The organism is Zoogloea sp. JDB1 (genome assembly GCF_056724025.1).
In genome coordinates this window covers 1,175,781-1,202,500 of the sequence record NZ_CM161496.1, presented here as the reverse complement: position 1 = coordinate 1,202,500, position 26,720 = coordinate 1,175,781, and the positions used below count along the sequence as shown (strand labels likewise).

At 64.5% G+C, this 26,720-nt stretch carries 25 protein-coding genes, 2 tRNA genes and 1 other RNA gene (1 of these 28 only partly in view); 14 read left to right on the top strand and 14 right to left on the bottom strand.

Going from position 1 to position 26,720, the window contains the following annotated elements:
- The 3 genes from AC1PPK_RS05325 to AC1PPK_RS05315 form a co-directional block, all read left to right on the top strand.
- Positions 1-359: the final stretch of an MFS transporter gene (locus AC1PPK_RS05325; protein ID WP_481116800.1), read on the top strand. 862 nt of this gene lie to the left of the window's left edge; the window shows 359 of its 1,221 coding nt (coding positions 863-1,221); its start codon lies beyond the left edge, outside the window; it ends in the stop codon at positions 357-359.
- 106 nt (positions 360-465) lie between these two features.
- Positions 466-1,842 (top strand): GGDEF domain-containing protein, encoded by a 1,377-nt coding sequence (locus AC1PPK_RS05320; protein ID WP_481116799.1) that lies wholly within the window; start codon positions 466-468, stop codon positions 1,840-1,842.
- A gap of 55 nt (positions 1,843-1,897) precedes the next feature.
- Positions 1,898-3,802, top strand: a complete 1,905-nt coding sequence (locus tag AC1PPK_RS05315) for a B12-binding domain-containing radical SAM protein (protein WP_481116798.1) — start codon at positions 1,898-1,900, stop codon at positions 3,800-3,802.
- Positions 3,803-3,964: 162 nt separating this feature from the next.
- Here AC1PPK_RS05315 and AC1PPK_RS05310 read toward each other — a convergent pair whose 3' ends face one another.
- A complete protein-coding gene (locus AC1PPK_RS05310) occupies positions 3,965-4,444 on the bottom strand; it encodes a hypothetical protein (protein WP_481116797.1) in 480 nt (159 codons plus the stop codon).
- A gap of 203 nt (positions 4,445-4,647) precedes the next feature.
- Between AC1PPK_RS05310 and AC1PPK_RS05305 the strand changes: the two genes are divergently transcribed.
- The gene (locus tag AC1PPK_RS05305; RefSeq protein ID WP_481116796.1) at positions 4,648-4,956 is read left to right on the top strand and encodes a hypothetical protein; all 309 of its coding nucleotides are present in this window, start codon (positions 4,648-4,650) and stop codon (positions 4,954-4,956) included.
- Between the two features lie 106 nt (positions 4,957-5,062).
- Here AC1PPK_RS05305 and AC1PPK_RS05300 read toward each other — a convergent pair.
- Positions 5,063-5,147, bottom strand: a tRNA-Leu gene (locus AC1PPK_RS05300).
- Between the two features lie 191 nt (positions 5,148-5,338).
- On the opposite strand from AC1PPK_RS05300, the gene AC1PPK_RS05295 reads away from it, so the two are divergent.
- A complete protein-coding gene (locus AC1PPK_RS05295) occupies positions 5,339-5,893 on the top strand; it encodes a flavodoxin (RefSeq protein WP_481116795.1) in 555 nt (184 codons plus the stop codon).
- A 529-nt stretch (positions 5,894-6,422) separates the two neighbouring features.
- Positions 6,423-7,382: a methyl-accepting chemotaxis protein gene (locus AC1PPK_RS05290; protein ID WP_481116794.1), complete on the top strand. Its 960-nt coding sequence runs from the start codon at positions 6,423-6,425 to the stop codon at positions 7,380-7,382.
- 12 nt (positions 7,383-7,394) lie between these two features.
- On the opposite strand, the gene AC1PPK_RS05285 is transcribed toward AC1PPK_RS05290, so the two are convergent.
- From AC1PPK_RS05285 to AC1PPK_RS05275, 3 genes are all read right to left on the bottom strand, one after another.
- Positions 7,395-8,162 carry an ABC transporter permease gene (locus tag AC1PPK_RS05285; protein WP_481116793.1) on the bottom strand — a complete coding sequence of 256 codons (768 nt, stop codon included), beginning with the start codon at positions 8,160-8,162 and terminating at the stop codon, positions 7,395-7,397.
- 10 nt (positions 8,163-8,172) lie between these two features.
- Positions 8,173-8,952, bottom strand: coding sequence for an ABC transporter ATP-binding protein (locus AC1PPK_RS05280; RefSeq protein WP_481116792.1), 780 nt, complete (start codon positions 8,950-8,952; stop codon positions 8,173-8,175).
- 78 nt (positions 8,953-9,030) lie between these two features.
- Entirely contained in the window at positions 9,031-10,071 is a 1,041-nt protein-coding gene (locus AC1PPK_RS05275) for an ABC transporter substrate-binding protein (RefSeq protein ID WP_481116791.1), read from the bottom strand.
- A 410-nt stretch (positions 10,072-10,481) separates the two neighbouring features.
- Between AC1PPK_RS05275 and AC1PPK_RS05270 the strand changes: the two genes are divergently transcribed.
- On the top strand, positions 10,482-11,345 hold the full coding sequence (locus tag AC1PPK_RS05270; protein WP_481116790.1) for a hypothetical protein: 864 nt from the start codon (positions 10,482-10,484) through the stop codon (positions 11,343-11,345).
- Positions 11,346-11,444: 99 nt separating this feature from the next.
- Here the strand turns inward: AC1PPK_RS05270 and AC1PPK_RS05265 are convergent, their stop codons facing one another.
- Both AC1PPK_RS05265 and sfsA read right to left on the bottom strand, forming a co-directional pair.
- Positions 11,445-12,743 carry a dicarboxylate/amino acid:cation symporter gene (locus AC1PPK_RS05265; RefSeq protein WP_481116789.1) on the bottom strand — a complete coding sequence of 433 codons (1,299 nt, stop codon included), beginning with the start codon at positions 12,741-12,743 and terminating at the stop codon, positions 11,445-11,447.
- A 138-nt stretch (positions 12,744-12,881) separates the two neighbouring features.
- Entirely contained in the window at positions 12,882-13,589 is a 708-nt protein-coding gene (gene sfsA, locus AC1PPK_RS05260) for a DNA/RNA nuclease SfsA (protein ID WP_481116788.1), read from the bottom strand.
- 187 nt (positions 13,590-13,776) lie between these two features.
- On the opposite strand from sfsA, the gene rquA reads away from it, so the two are divergent.
- Positions 13,777-14,460, top strand: a complete 684-nt coding sequence (gene rquA, locus AC1PPK_RS05255) for a rhodoquinone biosynthesis methyltransferase RquA (protein WP_481116787.1) — start codon at positions 13,777-13,779, stop codon at positions 14,458-14,460.
- A 13-nt stretch (positions 14,461-14,473) separates the two neighbouring features.
- Here the strand turns inward: rquA and AC1PPK_RS05250 are convergent, their stop codons facing one another.
- From AC1PPK_RS05250 to cbiB, 5 genes are read right to left on the bottom strand one after another with little or no spacing between them, the layout of a single operon-like run.
- Entirely contained in the window at positions 14,474-15,280 is an 807-nt protein-coding gene (locus AC1PPK_RS05250) for a cobalamin-binding protein (RefSeq protein WP_481116786.1), read from the bottom strand.
- 9 nt (positions 15,281-15,289) lie between these two features.
- Entirely contained in the window at positions 15,290-16,312 is a 1,023-nt protein-coding gene (locus tag AC1PPK_RS05245) for a hypothetical protein (RefSeq protein ID WP_481116785.1), read from the bottom strand.
- Positions 16,309-17,178, bottom strand: coding sequence for a cobalamin-binding protein (locus AC1PPK_RS05240; RefSeq protein ID WP_481116784.1), 870 nt, complete (start codon positions 17,176-17,178; stop codon positions 16,309-16,311). The genes AC1PPK_RS05245 and AC1PPK_RS05240 overlap by 4 nt, the downstream gene beginning before the upstream one ends.
- Positions 17,179-17,202: 24 nt before the next feature.
- Positions 17,203-18,174, bottom strand: a complete 972-nt coding sequence (cobD, locus tag AC1PPK_RS05235) for a threonine-phosphate decarboxylase CobD (protein ID WP_481116783.1) — start codon at positions 18,172-18,174, stop codon at positions 17,203-17,205.
- The gene (gene cbiB, locus AC1PPK_RS05230; RefSeq protein WP_481116782.1) at positions 18,167-19,108 is read right to left on the bottom strand and encodes an adenosylcobinamide-phosphate synthase CbiB; all 942 of its coding nucleotides are present in this window, start codon (positions 19,106-19,108) and stop codon (positions 18,167-18,169) included. Before cbiB ends, cobD begins: the two co-directional genes overlap by 8 nt.
- 39 nt (positions 19,109-19,147) lie before the next feature.
- On the opposite strand from cbiB, the gene AC1PPK_RS05225 reads away from it, so the two are divergent.
- The 4 genes from AC1PPK_RS05225 (at position 19,148) to ssrS (ending at position 21,400) form a co-directional block, all read left to right on the top strand.
- Positions 19,148-20,659 carry a cobyric acid synthase gene (locus AC1PPK_RS05225; RefSeq protein WP_481116781.1) on the top strand — a complete coding sequence of 504 codons (1,512 nt, stop codon included), beginning with the start codon at positions 19,148-19,150 and terminating at the stop codon, positions 20,657-20,659.
- Positions 20,660-20,691: 32 nt separating this feature from the next.
- Positions 20,692-20,886, top strand: a complete 195-nt coding sequence (gene zapB / locus AC1PPK_RS05220; protein WP_481116780.1) for a cell division protein ZapB — start codon at positions 20,692-20,694, stop codon at positions 20,884-20,886.
- 1 nt (position 20,887) lies between these two features.
- Positions 20,888-21,184 carry a cell division protein ZapA gene (locus tag AC1PPK_RS05215; protein WP_481116779.1) on the top strand — a complete coding sequence of 99 codons (297 nt, stop codon included), beginning with the start codon at positions 20,888-20,890 and terminating at the stop codon, positions 21,182-21,184.
- 34 nt (positions 21,185-21,218) lie between these two features.
- A non-coding RNA gene (gene ssrS, locus AC1PPK_RS05210) (6S RNA) lies at positions 21,219-21,400 on the top strand.
- A gap of 87 nt (positions 21,401-21,487) precedes the next feature.
- Here the strand turns inward: ssrS and AC1PPK_RS05205 are convergent.
- Positions 21,488-21,943 carry a c-type cytochrome gene (locus tag AC1PPK_RS05205; protein WP_481116778.1) on the bottom strand — a complete coding sequence of 152 codons (456 nt, stop codon included), beginning with the start codon at positions 21,941-21,943 and terminating at the stop codon, positions 21,488-21,490.
- Positions 21,944-22,090: 147 nt separating this feature from the next.
- Between AC1PPK_RS05205 and AC1PPK_RS05200 the strand changes: the two genes are divergently transcribed.
- Both AC1PPK_RS05200 and AC1PPK_RS05195 read left to right on the top strand, forming a co-directional pair.
- Positions 22,091-22,167: transfer RNA gene (locus AC1PPK_RS05200), tRNA-Arg, on the top strand.
- A 378-nt stretch (positions 22,168-22,545) separates the two neighbouring features.
- Entirely contained in the window at positions 22,546-23,865 is a 1,320-nt protein-coding gene (locus tag AC1PPK_RS05195) for a cation:proton antiporter (RefSeq protein ID WP_481116777.1), read from the top strand.
- Positions 23,866-23,963: 98 nt separating this feature from the next.
- On the opposite strand, the gene mgtA is transcribed toward AC1PPK_RS05195, so the two are convergent.
- Entirely contained in the window at positions 23,964-26,720 is a 2,757-nt protein-coding gene (gene mgtA / locus AC1PPK_RS05190) for a magnesium-translocating P-type ATPase (RefSeq protein ID WP_481116776.1), read from the bottom strand.

The following is a 26,720-nucleotide window of genomic DNA, read 5'->3' as shown; positions in this document are numbered from 1 at the left end:
GCCAGGGCACCGACGGGCTGGCCCGCCTGGTCAACGTGGCGGCGCCGGCGACCGGCGCGGCGGTGGCCCTATTCGCATTGTCGCCCGGCCTCTGGATGGCGATGCCGGTACTGGTCGTCCTCGGCTTGGTGATCATCGTCACCGTGGCGGGCAGCAACACGCTGATCCAGACCCAGGTGGACAACGATTTCCGCGGCCGCGTGATGGCCCTGTTCACAATGGCCTTCCTGGGCATCGCCCCGCTCGGCAGTTTCAGCGTCGGCAGCCTGGCCCATGCCTTCGGCGTTCGCCCGACGCTGGTCTCCTGCGGCCTGCTGACGATTGCTGCCGGCCTCGCCTACCGGCGCCGCGCCAGTTGATCGCAGCGGATGGACTTCATCCCTAACGAGTAAAACTCCCTTGCGTCATCGTGCTCCGGCGCTTATCGTCGAGTCCCAAAAACAATAAAGGACAGGGAGCGCACGCATGCCCCACACCCCTCGTCTGGCTGCCGAAACCTGGCAGCGCCTCGCCGAAACCTCGTCGGATGCGATCCGCGCGGCGGTCACCGGCATCATCCAGCGGGACAAGGTCGAACTGGCTGACCGCTTCTACGAGCAGATGCTCACCGATCCCGCCGCCACCCAGTTCCTGTCGACGCAAGCCGTCGAAGCCCACCTCAAGCCGGGCTTGCAGCGCTGGATGGAAATGCTGTTCTGCCACCGCAGCGTGGAGGAACTCATCTCGGCCCTCGCTCTGCAGCGCCACGTGGGCGAGGTGCACGCCCGCGCGCAGATCCCGGTGCAACTGGTGGCGCGGGGCTTTCGCTTCCTCAAGCAGGCCATCAACGCCCGCCTGATCGCCACCGACCTCAACCGGGAAGCCCTGGTCCATGCAGTGCTGCACGTAGACCACCTGACCGACATCGCCTTCGAGGAGATGAGTTCGGCCTTCATCCTGTCCGCCGAACGCAGCGCCCGCACCGACGAGGCCTACAAGATGCACGAGGCGGGCCGCAACCTGGCCCTGGAGCGTGAAAAGCAATCCGTCGCAGTACTCGAGTGGGAAGCCCGCGTGTACCGCCTACTAGCCTCCGGCGCCCCCTTTCACGACATGCCGACGCTGCAGGACTCGGAATTCGGGCTGTGGTTGCATCACAAGGCACCACTGCTTTTCGAGGACACCCGCGAATTGCCGCTGATCGAGGCCTGCGTCGAGCGCATCGACGAATCCCTGTTTCCGCGCCTGAGCTGCGAGCGGGACACGGCCCCGGACGGCGACGACAACCGCGAGCTGACCCGAGCGGTGCTGGTGGAGATCGAGGAGCTGAAGTACCTGCTGCGCAACATGTTCGACCACATCATGGAACTGGAAATCGGCCGTGACGTGCTGACGCACCTGTTCAACCGACGCTTCCTGCCGTCCATCCTGCGTCGCGAGATCAGCCTGGCCCGCAAGCACGAGTGCTCGTTCTGCGTGCTGATGATGGATATCGACCACTTCAAACGCATCAACGACGAACACGGCCACGACGCCGGCGACCGAGTACTGCAGCAGATCGCCGGGCTGATCGTCGGACAGCTGCGCGCCGGTGACTTCGTATTTCGCTTCGGCGGGGAGGAATTCCTCGCCGTGCTGGCCGAGATCGACATCCCGCGGGCGGTTTCCGTCGCCGAGAAGATCCGCCAGCGCATCAGCGACAGCGACGTCTTTCTGGCCGGCGGCGAGACCATCCACGTCACAATGAGTATCGGTCTGGCCGGCAGCGACGGCCATCCGGACTACCAGCGTCTCATTGACCGGGCCGACAAGGCCCTCTACGCGGCCAAGGAAGCCGGGCGGAACCGGGTGGCGACGGACTGATATCATTCCGGGCCTCGATCGCACCACCTTCCGGGCCCCCGGCCCGGCCGCCGCCATGACCGCAAGCCCCGGCCCCCGCGTGCTGTCGCTCATCCCACCGATGACGCAGCTCAACACGCCCTACCCGTCCACCGCCTACCTGACCGGCTTCCTGCGCAGCCGCGGCATGGATGCCGTGCAGGACGACCTGGCCCTGAAGCTGGTGCTGGAACTGTTCTCTGCCGCCGGCCTCGACGCACTGCGCGACAAGGTCCACGCGCTGCCGGACAAGAAGCGTTCCGCAACGCTGCACACCTTCGACGGTGCTTTCGAACGCTACCGCGCCACCGTCGGCCCGGCGCTCGGCTTCCTGCAGGGCCGCGACCCGACCCTTGCCCACCGCATCGCCAGCCGCGCCTTCCTGCCCGAAGGGCCGCGCTTCGCGTCCCTCGACGTGTATTACGACCCGGACGGCGGCGATCCGCTGGCCTGGGCCTTCGGTGCGCTGGGCGTGCAGGACAAGGCCCGCCACCTGGCCACGCTCTACCTCAACGACCTGGCCGACGTGCTGCGTGAGGCCGGCGACCCGCGCTTCGAGTTCGTGCGCTATGCCGAATCCCTGGCCATGGCCCAGCCAAGCTTCGAACCGCTAGCCAAGGCCCTCGCCGCACCGCCGACGCTGGTGGACGAAACGCTCCAGCGCCTCACATTGGCCACCGTGGCCCACCACCAGCCGCGCGTCGTGCTGCTGTCGGTGCCCTTCCCCGGCTCGGTGTATGCGGCCTTCCGCATCGCCCAGACCATCAAGGCCGCCCACCCGCACATCGTCACCGTGCTCGGCGGCGGCTTCGTCAACACCGAGCTGCGCGAGCTGACCGAACCGCGGGTCTTCGACTACTTCGACTACCTCACGCTGGACGACGGCGAGCGCCCGCTGCTGGCCCTGCTCGAACACCTGGACGGCAAGCGCGGCGCATCGCGCCTGGTGCGCACCTACCTGCGCGAGGACGGCCAGGTGCGCTACATCAACCTCGCCGAGGCAGACATCCCCTTCGCCGAAGTCGGCACGCCGACCTGGGACGGCCTGCCGCTGGACGGCTACCTGTCCATCCTCGACATGCTCAACCCAATGCACCGCCTGTGGTCGGACGGGCGCTGGAACAAGCTCACCGTGGCCCACGGCTGCTACTGGAAGAAGTGCAGCTTCTGCGACGTGAGCCTCGACTACATCGGCCGCTACGACGCCGCCAGCGCCGAGATCCTGGTGGACCGCATCGAGGCAGTGGTCGCCGAGACCGGCCAGACCGGTTTTCATTTCGTGGACGAAGCCGCCCCGCCGAAAATGCTCAAGGCCCTCGCCGACGAACTGGCGCGCCGCCAGCGCTCGATTTCCTGGTGGGGCAACATCCGCTTCGAGAAGTCCTTCACCCCGGAGCTGTGCCAGCAACTCGCCGACAGCGGCTGCATCGCCATCTCCGGCGGCCTGGAGGTGGCCTCCGACCGTCTCCTCAAACTGATGAAAAAGGGCGTCTCGGTGGACCAGGTGGCCCGCGTCACCAAGGGCTTCTCCGACGCCGGCATCCTGGTGCACGCCTACCTGATGTACGGCTTCCCGACGCAAACAGTGCAGGACACCGTGGATGCGCTGGAATACGTGCGCCAGCTGTTCGACGCCGGCTGCATCCAGTCCGGCTTCTTCCACCGTTTCGTGTGCACCGTGCACTCGCCGGTCGGCCAGAACCCCGCCGAGTACGGCGTGAAGCTCAAGCCCCTGCCGCCGATCAGCTTCGCCAAGAACGACGTCGGCTTCATCGATCCCACCGGTGTTGACCATGATGCCCTCGGCGTCGCGCTCAACAAGGCCCTCTACAACTACATGCACGGCATCGGCCTGGACCAGGACGTGCGCAGCTGGTTCGACAGCAAGGTACCCCGGCCGCGGGTGCCCAAGCACTTCATCGACCGGGCGCTGGGTTACTGAGTAGCGGGGCGCCCCTTGCGACGCCGGGTGCAGCCCAGGCGGCACTGGCAGCGGCTACGCAGGCCAGTGTGCCGGGCTCGGGAACAGCCGCCGCCGGTGCCACTGCCGCGGCGACGATCTGATAAGTGAAGGAATCGGAGACGCCCAGCGGCAACACACCGCTCAGGAAGAAGGTATGACCGTCGAAATCACCGGTGTAGGAACTAAGGAACATTCCGCCCCCGAGCAGCCACCGAAAAAGAAGAAGCACGGATCGTCACTGCCGGTGAAAGCGGTGCCATTCACCAGCCCCGCAAAGGACGGGAAGGAAATGCCCAAGGCACCGGCACCACCGAGATCAACAGCGACCGAATCGAAGCTGATCCGGGTGAAATAGACTGAAGTAGTGGGATCGTAGGGCGACGGCGTGATCACCACCTCGCGCACCACATTGAAGCTACCCGACAGCGCAAAGGTCTGCTGCGCCGGCGGCATCGAGCAGTTGCCGGACGGATCACAGATCGGCGGCATGCTGGAGGTGTAGGTCACCGAACTCTGACCAGCATCGATCCTGACCACTGCGGCCTGCGATGACGCACTCACTGCGCCGAGCGCAAGAGCCGCAGCGGCAAGCCGTGCAGCGGAACGACGGTGTAGAACCATTCAGGACATCTTCAAGGGCTTTTCCTTTCCGAAGCTTTACGGGGAACATCGGGCCAAACCGAAAACAGCCCGGATCATTCCATTTGGATTTTCCGGGAAAAGTGCGAAATCACCTTAACGACAGAGGAATCATCCACTCGCCCGCCACCGGAGCCCCGTCCCGCCAACGGTCTACAATCACCGCTTTTGCCGCCATCCCGCCCATGAAACTGTCCAATCTCCCGATCGGCGCCCGCTTCGAATTCGAAGGAAAGATCTACACCAAGACCGGCCCGATGACCGCCAGCGCCGAAAGCGGCGGCCAGCGCATGATCCCGCGCTACGCGGTGCTGAAGCCCGTGGACGGCATGCCACCGCCGGCCAAGCCTGCCACCTCGCACCCGGTGGACGCAGAAACCGTACGCATGGCCTTCGACGCCTTCTATGGCACCTGCCTACGCCTGACAGATGACTTCGGCCGCGCCGAACTGGAAGCTGCGCGGCGGCGTTTTCTGGAAAGCCTGGAAAAATAACTGGAACACCGCGCCGGCAAACCGGCGCGTACGGACGCAAAAAAGGCCGGAACCCTTGATTTCTCTGGGCTTTCCGGCCTGATTCGGAATACTGCGGAACTGCTATTGGTGCCTTGGGCGAGACTCGAACTCGCACGTCTTTCGACACTACCCCCTCAAGATAGCGTGTCTACCAATTTCACCACCAAGGCATCCTTGCCTGACCCGGTTCCATTAATGAAACCCTGGAACGGGAGCGCAGAAGGAGGCGGATTATAGCCGAGCCGGCGTGAAGGTCAACAGGAATCGACGAACAGCGCCAGGCCACAGCGAGTCACAGGGTATGAATTCTGCTTGGAAGGCCTGATCCCTCAAATACGAGTCGCGTTCACGACAATCCATCATGAAGACCATCGGCATCTTTTTCGGCACCGAAACCGGCACTACCCGACTCATCGCCAAGAAAATCCACAAGAAGCTCGGCGACGAGATCGCCAGCAAGCCCGTCAACGTGAACCGCATCGAGATGGCGGAAATGCTCCAGTACGACGCCCTGATCCTCGGCACCCCGAGCTACGGTGTCGGCGAGATTCCGGGCAAGAGCGCCGGCTGCCTGGAGCCCAACTGGGAGGAATTCCTGGCCAAGAGCGGCACACCGGACTTCAGCGGCAAGCGCATTGCCTTCTTCGGCCTGGGTGCCCAGGAACGCTATTCCGACCGCTTTGCCAGCTCGCTGCTACGTCTCCACGATGTCTTCAAGGGCTTCGGAGCGGAAATCGTCGGTGACTGGAGCACCGAGGGCTACACCTTCGCGCACTCTGCCGCCGTGCAGGACGGGCGCTTCGTCGGTCTGGTCATCGACGAGCGCACCCAGGGCATGTTCACCAACGAGCGCCTCGACACCTGGCTGGCCCAGGTCAAACCGCTGCTCCTCGACGAACTCGCCACCCCGGCCTGAAGGCCTCCCACCATCGAGACATCGGCAGGCACGTCGCCGGGGCGCGCTGCCGATGCATCAAGTGATTCACCAATATCAATATTTTATTTATTAATTAGATCATTTGATCAACAAGCGGGCTGCTGCCGTCTTTCAGCGCCGCAGGCAGCAGCCGCCTCCGTAACGTGCAACCCGCGCCCGGACTGGGTTGGACGCTTTTCCCCGATATCCTCCTCCCGCTCAGGCACCCTTCCTGCTCATAAAAGCGCGGATAGCGTGGAAGTGACCAGATGCTCAATCGTCTCCAGCACAGACCCCTTTGCGGGCGTGAAGTCCCGACGACTCTCCGTCGGGGGCGAACGAGCATCGTTGCCGCACGTTGCCTGATGTTTGCCTCTGTCCCCGGTTCAGCGCCCTCTCCCTCCCGTTTCTGACATCCGCTTGCGCGTCGATCGTCCAGAAAAGCTGAATCGGGATTCGACCCGCGGAAGCGGGTCTTTTTTTGCCCGGACATCAACGCCCTGCCCCCATGCCCGACGAGACGCCCGCCATGCCCAAGCCCCAGACCTTCGACAAGAACGCCCTCCTGTGCCTGTCCGCCGTCGTCCTCGCCGGCGCGGCGGCCGTGTTGCCGAACAGTGTTGCACAGACCGCCGGCGCCGCCGCCGCTGCCATGTGCGCACTGCTGGCCGGCCTGGGCCATCGCTCAGAGAAACAGCACATCCATCGACAACTGCTGCCGCGTCTGCACGACGAACTGGCAAGCATGCAGACCGCCAACCAAGCCTTGCGCCATGACCTGGAGACGGCACGCCAGGCCCTGACAGCCGAAGCCCGCACGACGGAAGACGACGCCCACAGCACCGCCCTCGCCGCCTCCATCGCCGATGCCGTCCGTCTGGCCGCCGAGCTGGGCGTATCCGTAGACCAGGCGCTGGCCGACATGGCCAATGCCAACCGCCTCGCCGAAGCCAGCGGCGGCAGGGTGGCAGCCGGTCGGAATCACATGGGCAGCGCGAAGGCGGAGATAGAACGTGCAGGGGACTGCCTAGCCAAAGTCCAGACCGACCTGGACACCCTCGCCATCCAGTCCAGCCAGATTCCGGCCATCGTCGCGCTGATCACCCAGATCTCGGACCAGACCAACCTGCTGGCCCTCAACGCGGCCATCGAGGCAGCGCGGGCTGGCGATGCGGGCCGGGGCTTCGCCGTGGTGGCCGACGAGGTGCGCAAGCTGGCCGAGCAGGCCAAGGCCGCCAGCGACAGGATCGGCGCGATCGCCACGGCGCTGCAGCACACTTCGTCGCAGGCCTCGGCATCGGTGCTCAACGCCAGCACCGCAGTGAGTGCCGGGCGCAGCGCCACTGCAGAAGCCGAGGCGGCGATGCAGGCGATCCAGGACGGCGCCCGCGAACGCGTCGCGGTGGTTACGCAGATCACCGAAGAGATCCGCAACCACCGGAACATCGGGCAGTCGCTGATGGTGGCGCTCGCCCGGGCCGAGGCCTGAGCGGCGCCAGCGTCACGCCGCGCCGTTCGGGTTGCGGTGGGCCCAGCTCGTCATGCGTTTCTCGACGAAGGCAAACAGCTCGTACATGACCACGCCCATCACGCCGATGACGATCAGCCCGGCAAACACCAGCGGCATGTTCATCGATGAGCTGGCCGACATCATCAGGTAGCCGATGCCCAGGTTCGACGCCACCGTCTCGGCGATCACCGAGCCGACGAAGGCCAGTGTGATCGCCACCTTCAGGGACGCGAAGAAATACGGCATGGCCCGCGGCAGGCCGACCTTGGCGAGGATGTCGAGGCGCGAGGCGCCCAGCGAACGCAGCACGTCCTCCAGCTCCGGCTCCAGCGTGGCGAGACCGGTCGCCACGTTGACCACCACCGGGAAGAAGGAGATCAGGAAGGCGGTGAGGATGGCCGGCACCGTGCCGATGCCGAACCACACCACCAGCACCGGCACGAAGGCGACCTTGGGGATCGAGTTGAAGCCGACCAGCAGCGGATACATGGCCCGGTAGAGCAACGGCGACGAGCCCACCGCCATGCCGATCAGGAGGCCCACCAGCACGGCGATCGCAAAGCCGGCCAGAGTGGTTAGGAAGGTCTGGGTGGCATGCATCATGATCGGCTCGAACTGCTCGACGCCGACCTTCCACACCGCGCTGGGTGCCGGCAGCAGGAATTCGGGCACGTCGAAACCGACGCAGATCAGTTCCCACAGCAGGAACATGCCGGCCACCACCAGCCACGGGGCGGCCTTGACGAGATTGGGTTTCATGGCAGGCCTTTCAGGATGCGCGCACGCGGCCGATGTGCTCGCGCAGTTCGTGGACATAGCCGGCAAAGGCATCGGTGTAGGTCACGTCGAGGTCGCGCGGGCGCGGCAGGTCGATCTCCCGGCGCACCAGCACGCGGCCCGGCCGCTTGCTCATCACGTAGACGGTGTCGGCGAGGAAGACCGCCTCGCGCAGGTCGTGGGTGACGAGGATCACCGTGAAGGGCTGCAACTGCCACAGATCACGCAACATGCACCACAGCTCCTCGCGGGTGAAAGCGTCCAGCGCGCCGAAGGGCTCGTCGAGCATCAACAGGCGCGGCTGATGGATCAGCGCCCGACAGATCGACGCGCGCTGCTGCATGCCGCCGGACAGCTCCCACGGAAACTTCTCCTCGAAGCCGGCCAGGCCGACCTTGGCGAGCAGCTGGCGCGCCTCGGCCTCGTAGCGCGTGCGCTCCTTCTTCAGCGTGGTCCGGTAAGGCTCGACGATTTCCAGCGGCAGCATCACGTTGTCGAGGGTCGTGCGCCAGGGCAGCAGGTTGGCGTTCTGGAAAGCCATGCCGACGATCTTCAGCGGTCCGCCGACCTGGCGGCCGTCCACATAGACGTAGCCACCGGAGGGCATGCGCAGGCCGGAGATGAGTTTCATGAGGGTGGATTTGCCGCAGCCGGACGGACCGACCACGGCAACGAACTCGCCCTCGCGGACGTCCAGGCTGACGTCCTCGATGGCCAACGCGCCACCCGGCGCGTAGGCGAGATCGACGCTCTCGAATTTGACGAAGGACATGGGGTGTCTTTCAAAAGCAAAAGGGGATCCTGCGGACGCCCTGGGGCGCCCGCAGGAACAAGTACCGGAAACGCCCGATTACAGGCTGCGGTCGGCCTTGGACGGCAGGAAGGCGGCGTTGAACAGCTCGGCGGCCGACGGCACCTTGGGCAGCGCGTAAGCCTCGGCGGTCTCCGCCATCGAGCGCTTGAGGCGGTCCGGCGTCACCGCGCCGAGGCCGATCTGCTTCACTTCCGGCGTGACGATGCTCGACTCGATGGCCAGCTTCAGGCGGCGTGTCTCGAGGCCCGCGTCGATCAGCGGGTCGCGCTCCTTCACCGCCGGTACCGCCGCTTCCGGCCTGGCGATGGTTTCCTTCAGCGCCTTGTTGAAGGCGCGCAGGAAACCCTCGATGGCCTTGGGCCTCTCGGCGATCAGCTTGGGGCTGGCGATGATCGCGTTGCCGTACAGCTCGACGCCATGGTCCGGGTAGCGCAGCGCGACGATGTCGGCCGGCTTCACGCCGCGGGCTTCCAGGTTGAGCAGGCTCGTGAAGTAGAAGCCGGTGATGCCGTCCACATCGCCGCGGGCCAGCAGGGTCTCACGGATCGCCGGATCCACCGACTGCCACTTCACGGCCTCGACCGCCAGCTTGTTGGACTTGGCGAAGGCCGGCCAGGCCTTGCGGCCGGCGTCGAAGATCGGCGCGGCGAGGGTCTTGCCGGCCAGGTCCGCGGGTTTGGAGATGCCGCTCTTCTTCAGCGCGAACACCGCCGCCGGCGTGGCGTTGTACACCATATACACCGCCTGGATCTTCGAACCCGGCGTCTTGGCGTCGTACTCCACCAGGGCGTTGAAGTCGGCGAAGCCCATCTCGTAGGCTCCGGTCGCCACGCGTGTCACCGCACCGGCCGAGCCGTTGCCGGCGTCGATGGTCACGTCCAAGCCTTCGGCGGCAAAGTAGCCCCTGCTCTTGGCGAGCAGGAAAGGCGCGGCCGGCCCCTCGAAGCGCCAGTCGAGGGTGAACTTGATCTTCACCGGCTCATCGGCGAATGCGGGGGCGGGCAGCAGCGGCGCGGCGAGGGCGGCAAGCCCGGCGGACAGAAGCAGGCGACGGGATGCGCGGAAACGGTGCGGCATGGGCGGAAACTCCGGAAATGATTGGACGAGGACGTCGAATGGCGCGTCTCGCCCTGTTTCCGCAAGCTCCATGCCATTTTTTAAATCGTTGATTTGCTTAGATTTAAATATTCAGAACGGAATATCCACGAATTCACGCAGGAATCTCACCGGAAAAGCCGCCAGAATACGCCCCCGCATGGTGCAGAACGCTATTCCGCGCACCCGCAGAGTGCATTCCAAAAACATATAAACAACAACAAAGATTCTTTATTTTCAAATGGATATACATCATCAACTATATCCTTTCGGTGATGATGGATATCGCCATGCCCATAGCGGGCTCCTGCTAGATTCGGCTTCAAGGCGTCGCCGTGCCTAGCCACGCGGACCACCTACAGAACCCTCGAATCGACCAATCAGGAGCCACCATGAAGTTCTCGCAGAAGACGATCCTCGCCGCGTCCCTCCTTGCCGCCTGTGCCGGCACGGCCACCGCCGCCGACTGGAGCGACACCTCCATCGGCTACCGCTACGGCACCAAGTTCGCCGAACCGTACGAGAGCAACAGCATCAACAAGAGCATCATCAACCTGACCCACGCCAGCGGCTACAAGTACGGCACCAACTTCCTGAACGTGGACCTCCTGCTGTCCGACAGCAAGGACCCGGTCGGACCCGGCTCGAAGTCCGGCGCCCAGGAAATCTATATCGTCTATCGGCACACCCTCGACCTGGGCAAGATCACCGGTCGCGACTTCAAGTTCGGCCCGGTACGAGGCCTCGGCCTGACCGGCGGCTTCGACGTGAATGACAAGAACGACGCTGGCTACAACTCCCGCAAGCGCATGCTCGTCGCGGGCCCGACGCTGATGATGGACGTCCCCGGCTTCCTCAACGTGAGCCTGCTCTACCTGTGGGAAAGCAACGCGCCCTACAACAAGTTCACCAGCACCCAGACCGACCGCTACAGTTACGACGTGCACCCGATGTTGACGGCCGCCTGGGGCATCCCCTTCAACCTCGGCCCGGTTCCGTTGTCCTTCGAAGGTTTCGCCAACTTCATCGCCAGCAAGGGGCAGGACGAATTCGGCGGCGGTACCAAGCCGGAAACCAACATCGACATGCAGGTCATGTACGACGTCAGCCCGCACCTCGGCGCAGCCAAGAACACCTTCAAGGCCGGGCTGGAATACCAGTACTGGCGCAACAAATTCGGCAACGACCACACCAAGGCCGCCGGCGACGGCGCCTTCGCCAAAACCCCGATGGTGCGCGTCGAATACCACTTCTGAGCACGCCCCGGGTGGTGGAGCGCATCCATTCGCCCCACCGACGGACGCAAAAAAGCCAACCCCGCAGGGTTGGCTTTTTTGCGTGAGAAGACGACCAGATCAGGCCGCTGCGGCCAGCGGCTTGTCGCCGTTCGAGTCCTCGTCGAGGCTGCCATTCAGGGCCTTGTTCATCCGATCCATGTCCAGCTCGTTCTCGGAACGGGACACCACCACGGTGGCGACGGCGTTGCCGATGATGTTGGTCAGCGCACGGGCCTCGCTCATGAAGCGGTCGATGCCGAGGATCAGCGCCATGCCAGCCACCGGGATGGTCGGCACCACGGCCAGCGTGGAGGCCAGGGTGATGAAACCGGCACCGGTGATGCCGCTGGCGCCCTTGGAGGTCAGCATCGCCACCACCAGGATGGAGAGTTCCTGGGACAGGGTCAGCTCGGTATTGGTGGCCTGGGCAATGAACAGGGCCGCCATCGTCATGTAGATGTTGGTGCCGTCCAGGTTGAAGGAGTAGCCGGTGGGCACCACCAGGCCAACCACGGAGCGGGCGCAGCCCATCTTCTCGAGCTTCTGCATCAGCTTGGGCAGGGCGGACTCGGAGGACGAGGTGCCCAGCACAATCAGCAGTTCTTCACGGATGTACTTGACGAACTTGAAGATGCTGAAGCCGGTATAGCGGGCGATAGCGCCCAGCACGATGAAGATGAACAGGATGCAGGTCAGGTAGAAGGAGCCCATCAGCTTGGCCATCGGGATCAGCGCGGCCACACCGTACTTGCCGATCGTGAAGGCCATCGCGCCGAAGGCACCCAGCGGAGCGAGCTTCATCACGGTATTGACGATGCCGAACATCACATGGGAGATCTGTTCGACGAACTGGAACACCGGCTTGCCCTTTTCGCCCATCGCGGCCAGCGAGAAGCCGAACAGGATGGCCAGCAGCAGCACCTGCAGGATGTCGCCCTTGGCGAAAGCATCGACAAAGGTATGGGGAATGATGTTGAGGATGAAGTCGACCGTGCTCTGGGCATGAGCCTTGGCAGTGAAATCGGCAATGGCCTTGGTGTCGAGGGTCGTCACGTCGACATTGAAGCCGGCGCCCGGCTTGGCCACGTTGGCAACCAACAGGCCGATCATCAGTGCAAAGGTGGACACGATCTCGAAGTACAGCAGCGCCTTGCCACCGACCCGACCGACCTTCTTCATGTCTTGCATGCCGGCGATGCCGTGCACCACGGTACAGAAGATCACCGGCGCGATGATCATCTTGACGAGCTTGATGAAGCCGTCGCCGAGGGGTTTCAGATCGACTCCCAGCTTGGGCTCGAAATACCCCAGCAGCACGCCGCAGGCGATGGCGAACAGGACCTGCACGTACAGAACCTTGTAGAACGGCTTCTTCATGACGGTTAATCTCCGGTGTTATATAGGACTATGAGACGAACAATAGATCCCCCACCCAAGCGCCGAAATTGTGTCCTCCCCCATTGTGGACGGCCCTATTGTGGTTATCCGTAATAGGCTGCCGCAACCGGACGGTCGTCAGCCCGGCACGACGACTGCCAGCCGCCGGTCAAGCACGATGCCTTCCTGCGTGACCTCGGCCCCCAGCGCGAACACCTCTACCCCTTGGGCCAGCGCATCGCGGAGCGCCTGGCCGTAGGCCGTATCGATGTGGTCCGCCGGCCGCACCTCATCCACGTCGCCGCGCTGCACGCAGTAAACCAGCGCCGCCCGGTGGCCAGCTGCCACCATCGCGCTCATCTCGCGCAGATGCTTCGCACCGCGCGTCGTCACCGCATCCGGGAAAAAGCCCACGCCCCCCTCCACCGCGGCAGTGACGTTCTTGACCTCCACGTAGCAGTCGGGCCGCCCACTCTCCTGCAGCAGCAGATCGATGCGGCTACCTTCGCCGTACTTCACCTCTGGGCGGATCGTCCGGTAGCCGGCAAATTCCGGCAGCGTGCCGGCCTCGATCGCCTCCCGCACCAGGCCGTTGCTGCGCCCGGTATGCACGCCGACCACACAGCCCGGCGCCACCTCCACCAGCTCCCAGGTCCATTGGAGCTTGCGTGCCGGATTCTCCGCCGGCGACAGCCAGACCCGGTTGCCCGGCTCTTTGCAGCCGAGCATCGAGCCGGTGTTGGGACAGTGGGCGGTCACCAGCCCGGCTCCGGTTTCCACGTCGGCGAGGAAACGCTGATAACGCCGGACGAGACGACCTTCGAGAAGCGGATGGGGGAAGCGCATGGTGAATAAATGGCCATAAAGGATGCGGTCATCAAGCTTTCCGCATGGAAAAAATCACATCGCAAGGGGCACGAACCCGTGCCGACGCCGTATCATGCCCTCAGAAAGCAAGCGTGGTGCGGCTTTGCGCCGGATCACCCATTACAACCCGCCGAACAACGCGAGCCAACGACAACGACCCCAAGCCATGCGCGACCCTTCCCCAGCGGCGGCCAGCGAGCTGCCCGACTATCTCCGCGAAACCTATACCTGGGCCTACCTCGATCATCGCACCGTGCCCTGGCTGGACCGGCCGGTGGTGGTGTCGGCGATCCTGTGGGGCAATGCCAGCCGCCTAATGGACAGCGCGGTACGGGAATTCAGCCCTGGCCAGCGGGTACTGCAGGCAGCGGCGGTGTATGGCGACTTTTCGCCGCGTCTGGCCCTCCAGCTCGGTGACGAAGGCCAGCTGACGGTGCTCGACGTGGCGCCGATCCAGATCGCCAACACCCGGCGCAAGCTCGCACCCTGGCCTCAAGCCCACGCCCAGGTGGCCGACCTGACCGAACCGGTAGGCGCCACCTTCGACGCAGCCTGTTGCTTCTTCCTGCTCCACGAAGTCCCGCCCCACGCGCGGCGGCACATCGTTGCCAACCTGCTGGCTGCGGTCGAGCCAGGTGGCAAGATCGTCTTCGTGGACTACCACCAGCCCCGCTGGTGGCATCCGGTGCGGCCGATCATGGCGCTGGTGTTCCGCTACCTGGAACCCTTCGCCAACTCCCTGCTGGCCGACTCCATCGACACCCTGGTGCCCGAATGCGCCGGCTTCGAGTGGCGCAAGGAAACCTGCTTTGGCGGGTTGTACCAGAAGGTGGTGGGCGTCCGGCGCTGAAGCCAGAGGGCGTTCAGCCCTCCGCCACCCGGTCCAGACAGGCCGCAATGGCCGGCAGCCCCTCACGGATCGCCGCCGGCCCCGGCGCCAGCAGGATCGCCGACTTGATCTCGAAGACCCGCCCGTCGCGTACTGCCGGCAATGCATCCCAACCCGGCCGCGACGTCACATGGTCCGGCTGGAAATGCTTGCCGCACCAGGAGCCGATGATCAATTCCGGCGCCCGCGGAATGACCAGCGCGGCATCGGCGAGAATGCGCTGCTTCGCATTGGGATGCACCGACAGCTCGCCGAAGCAGTCCTCTCCGCCGGCGATGCCGATCAGCTCGGACACCCAGCGGATACCGGTGATCAACGGCTCGTTCCACTCTTCGAAATAGACCTTCGGCCTGCGCCCCAGGCGTACCGCGCGGGCCTCGCCGCGGGCCCGCACATCGGCGATCGTCGCTTCCAGCTCGGCCACCAGGGCCAGCGCCTTCTGCTCGGCGCCCACCAGACGGCCGACGCTCTCCACCATTGCGAGGATGCCGTCCACTCTGCGGTGGTTGAAGACATGCACCGCCACCCCGGCCTTCACCAGGTCCCGCGCGATATCGCCCTGCAGATCGGAAAAGGCCAGCACCAGGTCCGGCTCGACGGCCAGGATGCGCTCGATCCTGGCGCTGCTGAAGCCACTGACCTTGGGCTTCTCCTTGCGCGCCCGCGGCGGATGGGTGGTGAAGCCGGAAATGCCGGCAATGCGCGCCTCCTCGCCGAGCAGATAAAGCACTTCGACGGTTTCGGTGGACAGGCAAACAATGCGTTGAGGCAGACGGGACATGGCTTCGCGTTATCGGGGATAGGGCGCCGGGCACCGTTGGCGGTCACCGGCCGGGTTGCACAGATGGACCTCGGCCAGGAAGGCTTCTGCCACCGCCCGTGGCTTTTCGCTGTCGGCCTTCAGGCGCTCGGCATCGCCCGCCGGCAGGCGCCAGGCGCGCTGGACCACGTACACGTAGTCCGGCCCTTCGATGGCCTTCACCACCGCCATCTCGGCATAATTGGTGTCCGGCACCTGGGAACACACCAGATAGGTCTGCACGGTTTCGCCGCTGGCCCCGTCGCCATCGCGGGGCAGGCTCTCCACCGGGCCGGCCGGCACGCCGCAGCGGGCCTGACGAGCCTGCTGCATGCCTTCGAGCAGCACCCGTGCCTGACCCGGGCTGCTTACCCGCGGCAGGCCCTGCACGCCGATCAGCTGGGTCCATTCCCGCGGGCTGTCGCCGAGGGGCACGAAATCCGCCAGCCAGCCCCGTGCACCGGCACTGTTGGCCACTGGCACGCTGTCCGCCGGCAGCGGCAGGTTGAGCCAACGCAGCTTGCCGGCGGACTCCTCCGCGCTACGCGCGGCGGCCAGTTCCTGCAGGCGGCGCAGCGGCGGGTCGAGCTCGGCCTGAAAATCGGTAGCGCTGCTCTCGCTGACCTTCAGCTGGGAGCTGCTGGCCTCGAAGCTGTACCACACGTCGTAATGGCGCAGCACACCGCAGGCCTGCACAGACCAGCGTTCGAGGGCGTGGTGCACGCGGCGCGGGCGAGTCTCGATGAGATCCGGCGCGGCCTGCACCGTGTCAATGACAATCAGGTTGCTGCAGGCCTTGCTGCGCCGGCTTTCCAGTTCCTCGATGCGTTCGATGACCTTGGCCTGGGCTGCAGCCTGGCGCCACGCACCGGCATAGCCCGGCACCTTGCGCTCATCCGCGGGGACAGCGGCGACCTGGCCGATCTGCGTGACGACCTCTCCGGGCAGCGGAGCGGCCGCGGCCACCCGCAGCACCGCCACCAGCGCCAGGCCGGGCAGGAAACGGCCCTTCATCGCTTGGCCCGCACTTCTTCGAGCTGGCCGCACAGACGCTCGGCCCCGTCGAGGATACGCGGCGTGTGGCGCTGGATCAGGTCGGGCGGGATGAAGAACAGGTTGCCCTTGGCCACCGCCGGCAGCTTGGTCCACTTGCGCCAGTCGTCCAACCATTCCGGCCGGCTCTCGCCCATGCCGCTGGCAACGATGGCATCCGGCGCGGCAGCCAGCACCGCTTCCACGTCGATGGTCGGCGCCAGCATCGGCAGCTTGGCAAACACGTTGTCGCCGCCGCACAGGCGGATCACGTCGGAGATGAGGTGTTCGCCGTTGATGGTCATCAACGGGCGATTCCAGATCTCGTAGAAAGTCCGCACCTTCGGACGCCCCGCATAGCGGGCTTCCAGCGCCGCATGACGCTTGCGGAAGGCCTGCGCGGCAGCTTCAGCCACGGCACTGGTGCCGGCCAGCCGCCCGAACTGGGAGAGGCTGCGGGCCACGTCCTCGATGCGCCGCGGCTCATTGATGAAAACCGGGACGCCAAGGGCCTTGAACTTGTCCAGTTGGGCCTCCCGGTTGCCGCTCTTCCAGGCGATCACCAGGTCGGGCTTGAGGGACGCGACCATCTCCATGTCCGGCGCGGTGTAGCTGCCGACCCGCACAACCTTTCGCGCAGCCTCCGGATAGTCGCTGTACTGCACCACACCGACCACTCGGTCGCCGGCGCCGGCGGCGAACAGCAGCTCGGTCACGTGGGGCGCGAGGCTGACGATGCGCCTGGCCGGCTGCGCGAGATGGAGGGTCTGGCCCTGGTCGTCGGTGACATCGATGGACGCCCGGGCAAAGCCGGACACAAGCAACAGGGCAAGAAGAAGCCGGCGCATGGAGAAGTCTTTCGGTGGAAGTCGTTACAGTCGGGCGAGCGCAGCAGCAAGGCGCGACCACTCGCTCTCGTTGCCCGGCAGGCCGAAACGCAGCCCGGCCGGTGCATCGAACAGACGGGTCAGGATGCCCTGCGCAGCGAGGCGGGCGTGGATATCGATCGCGGCGGCGCCCGGCCGCCACTGGAACAGCGTTGTGCCAGCCCCGCCGGTGAGGCCATGGCGATCCAGCAGGGCGGCGAGCCGTCGACTGTCGGCCACTAGGCGTTCCCGCGCAGCCTGCTGCCAGGCCCGGTCGGCCAGCGCTGCCGCAGTCACCGCCCGAGCCGGACCGGATACCGCCCACGGCCCGAGGCGCTCGGCGAGCTGCATGCGCAGCGCGGCCTCGGCAAACACGAACCCCACCCGTGCTCCGGCCAGGCCGAAAAACTTGCCCACCGAGCGCAGCACCACCAGGCCGGGGCGCCCCGCCAGCGGCACCAGGCTGTCGGCCGGCTCGGCATCGATGAAGGCCTCGTCAACGATCAGCCGACCGCCACGGCTGGCCAGCTCTTCCTGCCAGGCCAGCAATTGCTCGCGCGGGAAGCTCAGGCCGTCCGGATTATTGGGCTGCACCAGCAACAGCGTATCGGCATCGCGCACCGCCGCATCGATCCGCCCAACCTCCAGCGTCTGCACCGCGTGGCCGCGCCATGCGTAGGGATGCTCCGCATAGGTCGGCGCCAGGGTGATCACACGCCCGGGCGGAAAGCACGCCGGCAAGGTCTGGATGGCTGCCTGGGAACCCGCCACTGGCAGGAGTTCCGGGCTGCCGTAATAGGCTGCGGCGGCTGCCTCCAGGCCATCATCGTCTTCCGGCAGACGCAGCCACACTTCCGGCGCCAGCGCCGGTACCGGGTAAGCCTGGGGATTGATGCCGGTGGACAGATCCATCCAGTCGCCCAGCGGAATGCCGTAGCGCTGCGCCGCGCTACGCAGGCGTCCGCCGTGTTCAAGCATGGAGAAACACGCTGACGGCGGCGACGCCCAGCACCCACAACCAGACGCTGTTCTGTACCAGGGCCAGCGCCTTGTCGATATCCGCAGCGGCCGCCGGGCGGCCGGCCCCCAGGGACGGACGGCTTTCCAGATGACCGTGATAGATCGCCGGACCGCCGAGGGACAAATCAAGGGCGCCGGCGCCGGAGGCCATCACCGGGCCGGCATTGGGACTGTCCCACGCAGGCGCCTGCGTCCTCCAGCAGCGCAGCGCGGTCGCCGTGTGGCCGAGCAATGCGTAGCTCAGCGCGGTCAGGCGCGCCGGGATGAAATTGAGCACATCGTCGATACGCGCCGCGGCCCAGCCGAAGCGCAGGTAGCGCTCTGTGCGGTAGCCCCACATCGCGTCAAGCGTGTTGGCGAGGCGGAACATCAGCGCCCCAGGCCCGCCCAGCAGCGCGAACCAGAACAACGCACCGAAGATCGCGTCGTTACCGTTTTCCAGTACCGATTCGACGGTGGCCTTGGCCACGCCGGACTCGTCCAGCTCGGAGGTGTCGCGGGACACGATCCACGACAGGCGACCACGCGCACCGGCCAGATCGCCAGCCGCAAGAGGTGCCGCCACGGCCCGCGCGTGCTCGGCCAGGCTGCGGCCGCCGATCGCCGCGTACAGCAGCACCACGTCGAGCAGCATGCCGAACCAGAAATGCCCCTCCCGCAGCGAACCAGCCAGCGCAACCCACGGCAGCACCGCCACGCTCCAGGCAAGCAGGCCGACGGCCCGGTTGATGATGCCGATGCGGCGGAACAGGCGCTCGACGGCTGACGCATAGCGGCCGAAGCCGACCAGCGGGTGGTAGCGGCGCGGCTCGCCGAGCAGGTGATCGAGGAGCAGACCGAAGGCCATCGGGATGACGATCGGCAGCAGGGCGAGGAGGTATACGGCGGACATGGGATAATCGAAAGCTTTCTGCACCCGAGATTGTAAGTCATGCGCCACGCCAGCACCCTGATGGTTCAGGGCACCACGTCCGACGCGGGCAAAAGCACCCTGGTCGCCGGCCTCGCCCGCCTGTTATGGCGGCTCGGCGTGCGGGTCGTGCCCTTCAAGCCCCAGAACATGGCCCTCAACTCGGCGGTGACGGTGGATGGCGGCGAGATCGGCCGCGCCCAGGCCCTGCAGGCGGTGGCCGCCGGCCTCGAACCCCACACCGACATGAACCCGGTGCTGCTCAAGCCCTCCACCGACATCGGCGCCCAGGTCATCATCCACGGCCGCGCGGTGGCCAACCTGTCGGCCCGCGACTACCACGAGTACAAACCACGGGCGATGGCCGCCGTGCTGGAAAGCTACGGCCGCCTGACGGAGCAGTACGAGGCGGTGCTCGTCGAAGGCGCGGGCAGCCCGGCGGAAATCAATCTGCGCGACCGAGACATCGCCAACATGGGCTTCGCCGAAGAGGTGGACTGCCCGGTGATCCTCGTCGCCGATATCGACCGCGGCGGCGTCTTCGCCCACCTGGTCGGCACCCTCGACCTGCTGTCGCCGAGCGAGCAGGCCCGCGTGAAAGGCTTCGTGATCAACCGTTTCCGCGGCGACATCGGGTTGCTGCAGTCCGGCCTCGACTGGCTGGAGGAACGCACCGGCCGTCCGGTGCTGGGCGTCCTGCCCTATCTGCACGGCCTTTTCCTCGATGCCGAGGACGCGCTGGCCGACGCCCGCGCCGAGAAAGGCGAAGCCCGCCTGCGCGTCGTCGCACCGGTCTATCCGCGCATCTCCAACCACACGGACCTGGACGCCCTGCGCCTGCATCCGCAGGTGGATTTCAGCTGGGTCGGCCCCGGCCAGCCCATCCCGCCTGCCGACCTGATCGTGCTGCCCGGTTCCAAGTCCGTGCAGGCCGACCTGGCCTGGCTGCGCGCCCAGGGCTGGGAGGCGGCGATCCGTCGCCACCTGCGTTACGGCGGCAAGCTGGTGGCGATCTGTGGCGGATACCAGATGCTTGGCCGCCAGCTGCACGATCCGCAAGGCCTCGAAGGCGCCCCGGCCAGCCTGCCCGGCCTCGGCCTGCTTGACGTGGAAACCACGCTGGAAGCTGAGAAACAGCTGGTCAATGTTACCGGCACGCTCTCGCTCCCCGGCGCCCCCCGTGTCCACGGCTACGAGATCCACATGGGCGTCACCCACGGTCCGGCCCTCGAGCGCCCCGCCGCCCGTCTGGCCGATGGCCGCCCCGACGGCGTGCTGTCGGACGATGGGCAAATCCTCGGCTCCTATCTGCACGGCCTGTTCGACCACCCGGACGCCCTCGCCGCGCTGCTGGCCTGGGCCGGCGTCAGCGATGCGGAGCGGATCGACCTCGCCGCCCGCCGCCAGGCCGACCTCGACCGCCTCGCTGACAGCCTGGAAAAACACCTCCATCTCGACCGCCTCGCCGCCTGCTTCGGCGACGGCGCCGCCGCCCGCGCCTTGCGTCCGTCATCACCCACGGCGCTTGCTTGACCCCGTCCCCGCCCCTCTCTAACATTCGCCGCATGGATGCCGAACTCGCCTCTCTCGAACAGAAACTCGAACAACTGATCAGCCATTGCACGGCTGCTCGGACCGAAAACCAACGCCTGCGGGAACGGGTTGCCAGCCTCGAAAATGCCAACCAGGAGCTCAACGCCAAGCTGAGCCAGGTCGGCAGCCGTCTCGAGGACCTTCTCGCCCGCATCCCTGAGGCCTGACATGGAACAGTTGGACATCAAGCTGCTGGGGCGCGAATACCGCGTCGCCTGCAAGCCGGAAGAAAAGGACGGCCTGCTGGCCGCCGTGGCCTACCTGGATGGCAAGATGCGTGATCTGGCCACCAAGACCAATTCGTCCGGCGAACGCCTGGCCGTCATGACGGCCTTGAATATCAGCCACGAATTTCTGCAATTACAGCGTGCCGGCGGGTTTGACATCCCGACGCTCAAGCGTAGAATCGAGCACATAAACGGTCGCCTAGATACCGCCCTCGCTGAGCAGGTAAACCTGTTCTGAGAGCGGTGAATCCGGGCAATCGAAAGGTTTGATAAATCCCCTGCGGTGTTGGTCAAGGCTTAAAACTCCTTGAACCAATGTCTTCGTGACATGGGTCGCTGCCCATAGAAACCGTTGGTGTGCGCGTTCCTCGTCGAACGTGCCTGATACGGAAGGAATGCGGCCCCCCTGAACTCCGGTTCAGGATGAAGGCCTGACGGCACGCGCGGGGGACCCATAAAGAAAAGGCGCAGACCATCGGTCTGCGCCTTTTCCATTTCCGCGCCAACTTTTGCCCGTGGAGCAAAAGCTGGCAGGGAAAACTTAATCCGGAGCTTTGAAGCCGGCACCCGCCTTGTTGGCCAGGAAAGCCACGGCACGCTTCAGCTCGTCATCGGTCAGATCGGCCGCGCCACCACGCGGGGGCATCGCGTTCTTGCCAGCTGCAGCGGACTTCACCAGGGTGTCGTAGCCCTGGGCGATACGCGGGCCCCAGGCAGCCTTGTCGCCAGCCTTCGGAGCACCGGCAGCGCCGCTCTCGTGACACGCAGCGCAGACAGCCTTGAAGATGTCCTCACCCTTGCGGCTGCCCGGTGCAGCAGCCGGCGCGGCAGCCAACTCGACTTTAGCAACCGGCTGGACCAGCTTGGCAGCCAGTTCTTCATCGACGGCAGCCTTCTTGCCACAGCCCACGAGCTGGGTGGCAAGCGCCGCAACACCGATGGAAAGCGCAATCCGCGCGAAGGAACGAACAGGGGCAGAACGACCAAGATCCGACATGCTGAATTCCTCGAGTACTGGCAAATTTAATAAAGCATTGATTATAGCGGGGCTATTCACCTTCTGTCAGGCAAAGCATGGACTTCGCTGCCGTTTCGCGCTATCCTGCGCGCCGCACATGAAAATGTGCAGCATTGTTTCCGACGGGCGCCCGTAGCTCAGCTGGATAGAGTACTGCCCTCCGAAGGCAGGGGTCGGACGTTCGAATCGTCTCGGGCGCGCCAATACATCAATGGGTTAGATCGACAGATCTGGCCCATTTTTGTTTTGTGCCCACGCCATGCCCAGTGCGAACGATTCACTGAGGCGATCAATCGTCTCCCCCGGTTAGCCGTCTTGTCGTAAAGCACGGTAATGGTGTTGCAGTACTTGCTGGCCAACTCGGGAGATATTCGACTACCGCATCCCTGCACGTGCTAGATTGAAGCGGGAAAACACACCTGCCGATGTGCTTCCGCTCCTGGGCACATCAGATCACGAGGCTCCCACGGAGTGTCGATGCGGCGGATTGTCGTTCCGATGCCTGCATCCATCCGATAGGTGTAGTCAAGGCTTACCGCCCCTGCTTGAGGTGAAGCCATGCCCATCCCTCCCTCCAGATCATGACCGTTGCTGACTGGTCTCTCCTCCTCGGAATCCTGCTGGTTACCATGGTTCTCGCCGGGACCTTTCTGGCCCGCCTTCCCCTCAGCACGGCCATGATTTATCTCGGTTTGGGCTACGCCTTGGGGCCTGGTGGCCTGGGTGTCATTACACTGGATCCGTTTCGACAGGCCGGCTTTCTCGCCCTGATCAGTGAGGTGGCCGTGCTCATCTCCCTGTTCGCCGTCGGCTTGACGCTCGGCATCCCCATGCTCGACCGGCGTTGGCTATTGCCCGTACGGCTTGCCTTTCCCGTCATGGCCATCACCGTCGGACTTATCGCGGGTATCGGCATCATCGGACTCGGCTTGTCTCCCGGTGCGGCGGTTCTCCTCGGCGCGATTCTCGCCCCCACGGATCCGGTGCTGGCCTCGGGCGTCCAGTCTGAATCTGGCGCAACTCCGGACCGGGTGCGGTTCAGCTTGGCGGGCGAAGGAGCCCTCAACGACGGATCTGCCTTTCCCTTCGTTTTGCTCGGTCTCGGCTTGCTCGGACTACACCCCCTTGGTTCTGCAGGCTCGCATTGGCTGGCTGTCGATCTAGTCTGGGCAACCGGCGGCGGGCTGTTCATCGGCGCCATACTTGGTGCGCTGATTGGGAAATTGGTGGTTCACCTGCGTACCCGCCACCATAATGCCGTGGGCCTGGATGAATTTCTGTCTCTGGGCCTGATCGCCATTTCTTACGGCTTGGCCCAACTGTGCCTGGCATCTGGTTTTCTGGCTGTCTTCGCTGCCGGCCTGGCCCTGAACCGGGTGCGGGACTGGCCCATGGTGGGCACTGCCTCCGCTGACCCGCCCACTGGTAGTGCAGACGTTGGCCGGTCCGACTGGGCCACCCACTCCCACCATGCCAGCTCCGCGATGACTCGGGCGGTCCGCGGTTTCAACGAACAACTGGAAAAGCTGGCGGAACTCGCCATGGTGCTCATCGTCGGAGTGCTCTTCGCTGCAGTCACCCCGTTGCAGGCCCTATGGTGGTTCGTCCCCGTGTTGTTCCTGCTGGTGCGCCCCCTCGCCATCCTGATCGGCCTGGCCGGCCAATCCTTACCACTCCACCAGAGTGCTTTGATCAGCTGGTTCGGCATCCGGGGGGTCGGATCGATCTTCTACCTGATGTTCGCCCTGAGTCACGGCGTCACCGGCCCCCTGGCTCAGGCGCTGCTCAACTTGACCCTGGTTACGGTGGTCGCGTCCATCCTGGTGCACGGTATTTCCGTACTTCCTTTGATGACTTGGTATGCATCCCGGAAGGCGCAGAACAAACAAGACCATGGGTAAGCAAGTGACTCGAAACGGCGGATCTCGAGGTGTCCCGGTCTATTTCCTGGGTCCGGCCCAGGTATGTCGGCGCGAAGGGTGACTCTACTAAAGCTTCATTACCAGCCGAAGTGGCGGTCATACCAGCCCTTCATCAATTGAGTCAAACTTATGTAGGCGACAAGAATTACTGTCAACCAACCGAAATAGGCGAGCGGAAGTGCCACTAGCTTGAAGTAATGGGCCAGCGGCCCCATCACGATGAAGATACCTGCCGCCATCGTAAAGCCTGTCATGCCAGTCAGCTGCCAAGATGCAGCGCTCTCCACGATAGGCAGCTTGCGAGTGCGAATCATGTGAACGATTAAGGTCTGAGACATGAGTCCCTCGACGAACCAGCCCGATTGGAAGAGCGTCTCCGTCATTGGCGTGGTGGCCTGGAAAACGATCCACATCAGCGCGAAAGTCGCGATATCGAAGATCGAACTGATCGGCCCGAAGCACGCCATGAAATGTCCAAGCCCATCCACATTCCAGTGCTGGGGCGTTCTGAGGAACTCTTCATCCACGTTATCGAAAGGAATTCCCGTCTGGGAGATGTCATAGAGCAGATTCTGCAGCAGCAGGTGCACCGGCAGCATCGGCAGAAAAGGCAGAAATACGCTGGCCACCAGCACGGAAAAGACGTTGCCGAAGTTGGAACTGGCAGCCATGCGAATGTATTTCAGCATGTTGGCGAAGGTTTTGCGCCCTTCACGCACCCCTTCGGCAAGTACCATCAGGCTCTTTTCAAGCAGAATGATGTCAGCGGCCTCCTTGGCGATATCCACCGCGGTATCCACCGATATACCGATGTCGGCCGCATGCAACGCGGGCGCATCGTTGATGCCGTCACCCATGAAACCGACCACATGGCCGTTGGCGCGTAGCGCCCGCACTACCCGTTCCTTGTCGATCGGCGATAGCTTGGCGAAGACCGTGGCGCTGTCCACTGCTTGGCGCAGGGTCTGGTCGTCCATCTGTGACACCTCCTGCCCTTGCAGCATTCCGGCAACTTCCAGCCCTACCTCGCGGCACACCCGCGCACTCACAAGCCCGTTGTCGCCGGTCAAAACCTTCACAGTCACGCCGTTGGCGCGCAGTGCCGCGAGGGCTGGAGCAGCGCTTTCCTTGGGAGGGTCAAGGAAGGCGACATAGCCCGCGAAGCTTAAATCCGTTTCGTCGGCCGCACTGTAGGTATCCTGGCCTGGCGGCATAGTCTTGGTGGCCACGCCGACGACGCGCAGGCCGTCAGCATTCAGGCCGTCGGTGATTATCTTGATATTGGCCAGCAACTCCGGCGTCATCGGCTCGACGGATTCACCACGACTCGCCTGACTACAGGCCGTAAGAATCTCCTCAATGGCGCCCTTGCATATCAGCAGAGGACGCTCGTCCCGCTCAGCCACCACCACCGACATGCGGCGACGCAGGAAGTCAAAGGGGATCTCGTCCAGCTTATGAAAATTCCGGGCCGGATCGAGCCCCACAAGCTCATTTCCACGCGCCAGCACCGCCACGTCGAGGAGATTTTTCAGGCCGGTCTGGTACTGGCTGTTCAGCCACGCGTACTCCAGCACCTTCACAGAATCCCGTCCGTCGATGTCGCAGTGACGCTGCAGAACGATATGGTCCTGGGTCAGGGTTCCCGTTTTATCGGTGCACAAGATATCCATTGCACCGAAGTTCTGGATTGCATCAAGCCGCTTGACGATGACCTTTTGCCGTGACAACAGCACTGCCCCCTTGGCGAGGGTCGAGGTCACCACCATCGGCAACATTTCGGGGGTCAGACCGATAGCGACCGACATGGCGAACAGGAAAGCCTCCAGCCAGTCTCCCTTGGTCAAACCATTGATCAGAAAGACGATCGGGGTCATGACCGCCATGAAGCGGATCAATAACCAGCTCACCTTGTTGACGCCTGCCTGAAAGGCCGTCGGCGCATGTTCGACCGCCGTGACCCGCTCGGCAAGGGTCCCAAAGTAAGTACGTGATCCCGTGCCGATCACCACTCCAGTGGCCGCCCCGCTGATCACGGTAGTACCCATGAAGGCGATCGTATCCAGTTCCAGAGGATTGGTGACAGCGGGGGTACGCGGAGTTGCAAATTTCTCGACAGGCAGGGCTTCTCCGGTCATGGCCGCCTGACCGATGAACAAGTCCCTGGCCGAGAGCAGGCGCAAGTCGGCGGGGATCATGTCGCCAGCCGACAGAATCACCATGTCGCCAGGCACCAGGTCGGCAAGCGGCACCTCCACGCAGCGCACGTCACGTCCTTCGATCTCCACGTGGCGCGCCGTCGCCGAGTCAACCGGGTTATCGGTCTCCCGGCGCAATACCGTCGCCTTGCTGCCGACCATGGCCTTCAAGGCGTCCGCCGCCTGGCTGGAGCGCCACTCCTGCGCAAAGCGGATCAGAGTGGACAACACCACCATACTGCCGATAACCGTGGTCGCCTTCAGGTCGCCCGTATACCAAGACACGGCGGCCAGCAGGGACAGCAAAAGGTTGAACGGATCGATGTAGCAGTGCCAAAGATGCAGCCAGCCGGGCATGGGCTTTTCGTGGACCACACGGTTTTCACCGCTCTTACGGCGGATACCTGCGGCCTGAATTACATCCAGTCCATCCGGGTGGGCCTGCAGGCGGGCAAGAAGTGCAGCAGGCTCCTCCCCCGCTGCCATCACGAGACTCTGCGCCAGATCCGGCGGCACCGCCTTGCTGACCGGCGCATGGCGAAACAGTTCGAAGCTGAAGTGGCGCAGGAAATGGCGAGCGACACGCCGCCGCTGCAGGCGCGCGACGAAATGAGCACGGAGGAGCGAATGCTTCAT

What these genes read in the sequence shown, in the direction of transcription:
- AC1PPK_RS05320 (WP_481116799.1), top strand. Translation starts at nt 466, where the DNA reads ATGCCCCACACCCCTCGTCTGGCTGCCGAAACCTGGCAGCGCCTCGCC.
- AC1PPK_RS05315 (WP_481116798.1), top strand. Translation starts at nt 1,898, where the DNA reads ATGACCGCAAGCCCCGGCCCCCGCGTGCTGTCGCTCATCCCACCGATG.
- AC1PPK_RS05310 (WP_481116797.1), bottom strand. Translation starts at nt 4,444, where the DNA reads ATGGTTCTACACCGTCGTTCCGCTGCACGGCTTGCCGCTGCGGCTCTT.
- AC1PPK_RS05305 (WP_481116796.1), top strand. Translation starts at nt 4,648, where the DNA reads ATGAAACTGTCCAATCTCCCGATCGGCGCCCGCTTCGAATTCGAAGGA.
- AC1PPK_RS05295 (WP_481116795.1), top strand. Translation starts at nt 5,339, where the DNA reads ATGAAGACCATCGGCATCTTTTTCGGCACCGAAACCGGCACTACCCGA.
- AC1PPK_RS05290 (WP_481116794.1), top strand. Translation starts at nt 6,423, where the DNA reads ATGCCCAAGCCCCAGACCTTCGACAAGAACGCCCTCCTGTGCCTGTCC.
- AC1PPK_RS05285 (WP_481116793.1), bottom strand. Translation starts at nt 8,162, where the DNA reads ATGAAACCCAATCTCGTCAAGGCCGCCCCGTGGCTGGTGGTGGCCGGC.
- AC1PPK_RS05280 (WP_481116792.1), bottom strand. Translation starts at nt 8,952, where the DNA reads ATGTCCTTCGTCAAATTCGAGAGCGTCGATCTCGCCTACGCGCCGGGT.
- AC1PPK_RS05275 (WP_481116791.1), bottom strand. Translation starts at nt 10,071, where the DNA reads ATGCCGCACCGTTTCCGCGCATCCCGTCGCCTGCTTCTGTCCGCCGGG.
- AC1PPK_RS05270 (WP_481116790.1), top strand. Translation starts at nt 10,482, where the DNA reads ATGAAGTTCTCGCAGAAGACGATCCTCGCCGCGTCCCTCCTTGCCGCC.
- AC1PPK_RS05265 (WP_481116789.1), bottom strand. Translation starts at nt 12,743, where the DNA reads ATGAAGAAGCCGTTCTACAAGGTTCTGTACGTGCAGGTCCTGTTCGCC.
- sfsA (WP_481116788.1), bottom strand. Translation starts at nt 13,589, where the DNA reads ATGCGCTTCCCCCATCCGCTTCTCGAAGGTCGTCTCGTCCGGCGTTAT.
- rquA (WP_481116787.1), top strand. Translation starts at nt 13,777, where the DNA reads ATGCGCGACCCTTCCCCAGCGGCGGCCAGCGAGCTGCCCGACTATCTC.
- AC1PPK_RS05250 (WP_481116786.1), bottom strand. Translation starts at nt 15,280, where the DNA reads ATGTCCCGTCTGCCTCAACGCATTGTTTGCCTGTCCACCGAAACCGTC.
- AC1PPK_RS05245 (WP_481116785.1), bottom strand. Translation starts at nt 16,312, where the DNA reads ATGAAGGGCCGTTTCCTGCCCGGCCTGGCGCTGGTGGCGGTGCTGCGG.
- AC1PPK_RS05240 (WP_481116784.1), bottom strand. Translation starts at nt 17,178, where the DNA reads ATGCGCCGGCTTCTTCTTGCCCTGTTGCTTGTGTCCGGCTTTGCCCGG.
- cobD (WP_481116783.1), bottom strand. Translation starts at nt 18,174, where the DNA reads ATGCTTGAACACGGCGGACGCCTGCGTAGCGCGGCGCAGCGCTACGGC.
- cbiB (WP_481116782.1), bottom strand. Translation starts at nt 19,108, where the DNA reads ATGTCCGCCGTATACCTCCTCGCCCTGCTGCCGATCGTCATCCCGATG.
- AC1PPK_RS05225 (WP_481116781.1), top strand. Translation starts at nt 19,148, where the DNA reads ATGCGCCACGCCAGCACCCTGATGGTTCAGGGCACCACGTCCGACGCG.
- zapB (WP_481116780.1), top strand. Translation starts at nt 20,692, where the DNA reads ATGGATGCCGAACTCGCCTCTCTCGAACAGAAACTCGAACAACTGATC.
- AC1PPK_RS05215 (WP_481116779.1), top strand. Translation starts at nt 20,888, where the DNA reads ATGGAACAGTTGGACATCAAGCTGCTGGGGCGCGAATACCGCGTCGCC.
- AC1PPK_RS05205 (WP_481116778.1), bottom strand. Translation starts at nt 21,943, where the DNA reads ATGTCGGATCTTGGTCGTTCTGCCCCTGTTCGTTCCTTCGCGCGGATT.
- AC1PPK_RS05195 (WP_481116777.1), top strand. Translation starts at nt 22,546, where the DNA reads ATGACCGTTGCTGACTGGTCTCTCCTCCTCGGAATCCTGCTGGTTACC.
- mgtA (WP_481116776.1), bottom strand. Translation starts at nt 26,720, where the DNA reads ATGAAGCATTCGCTCCTCCGTGCTCATTTCGTCGCGCGCCTGCAGCGG.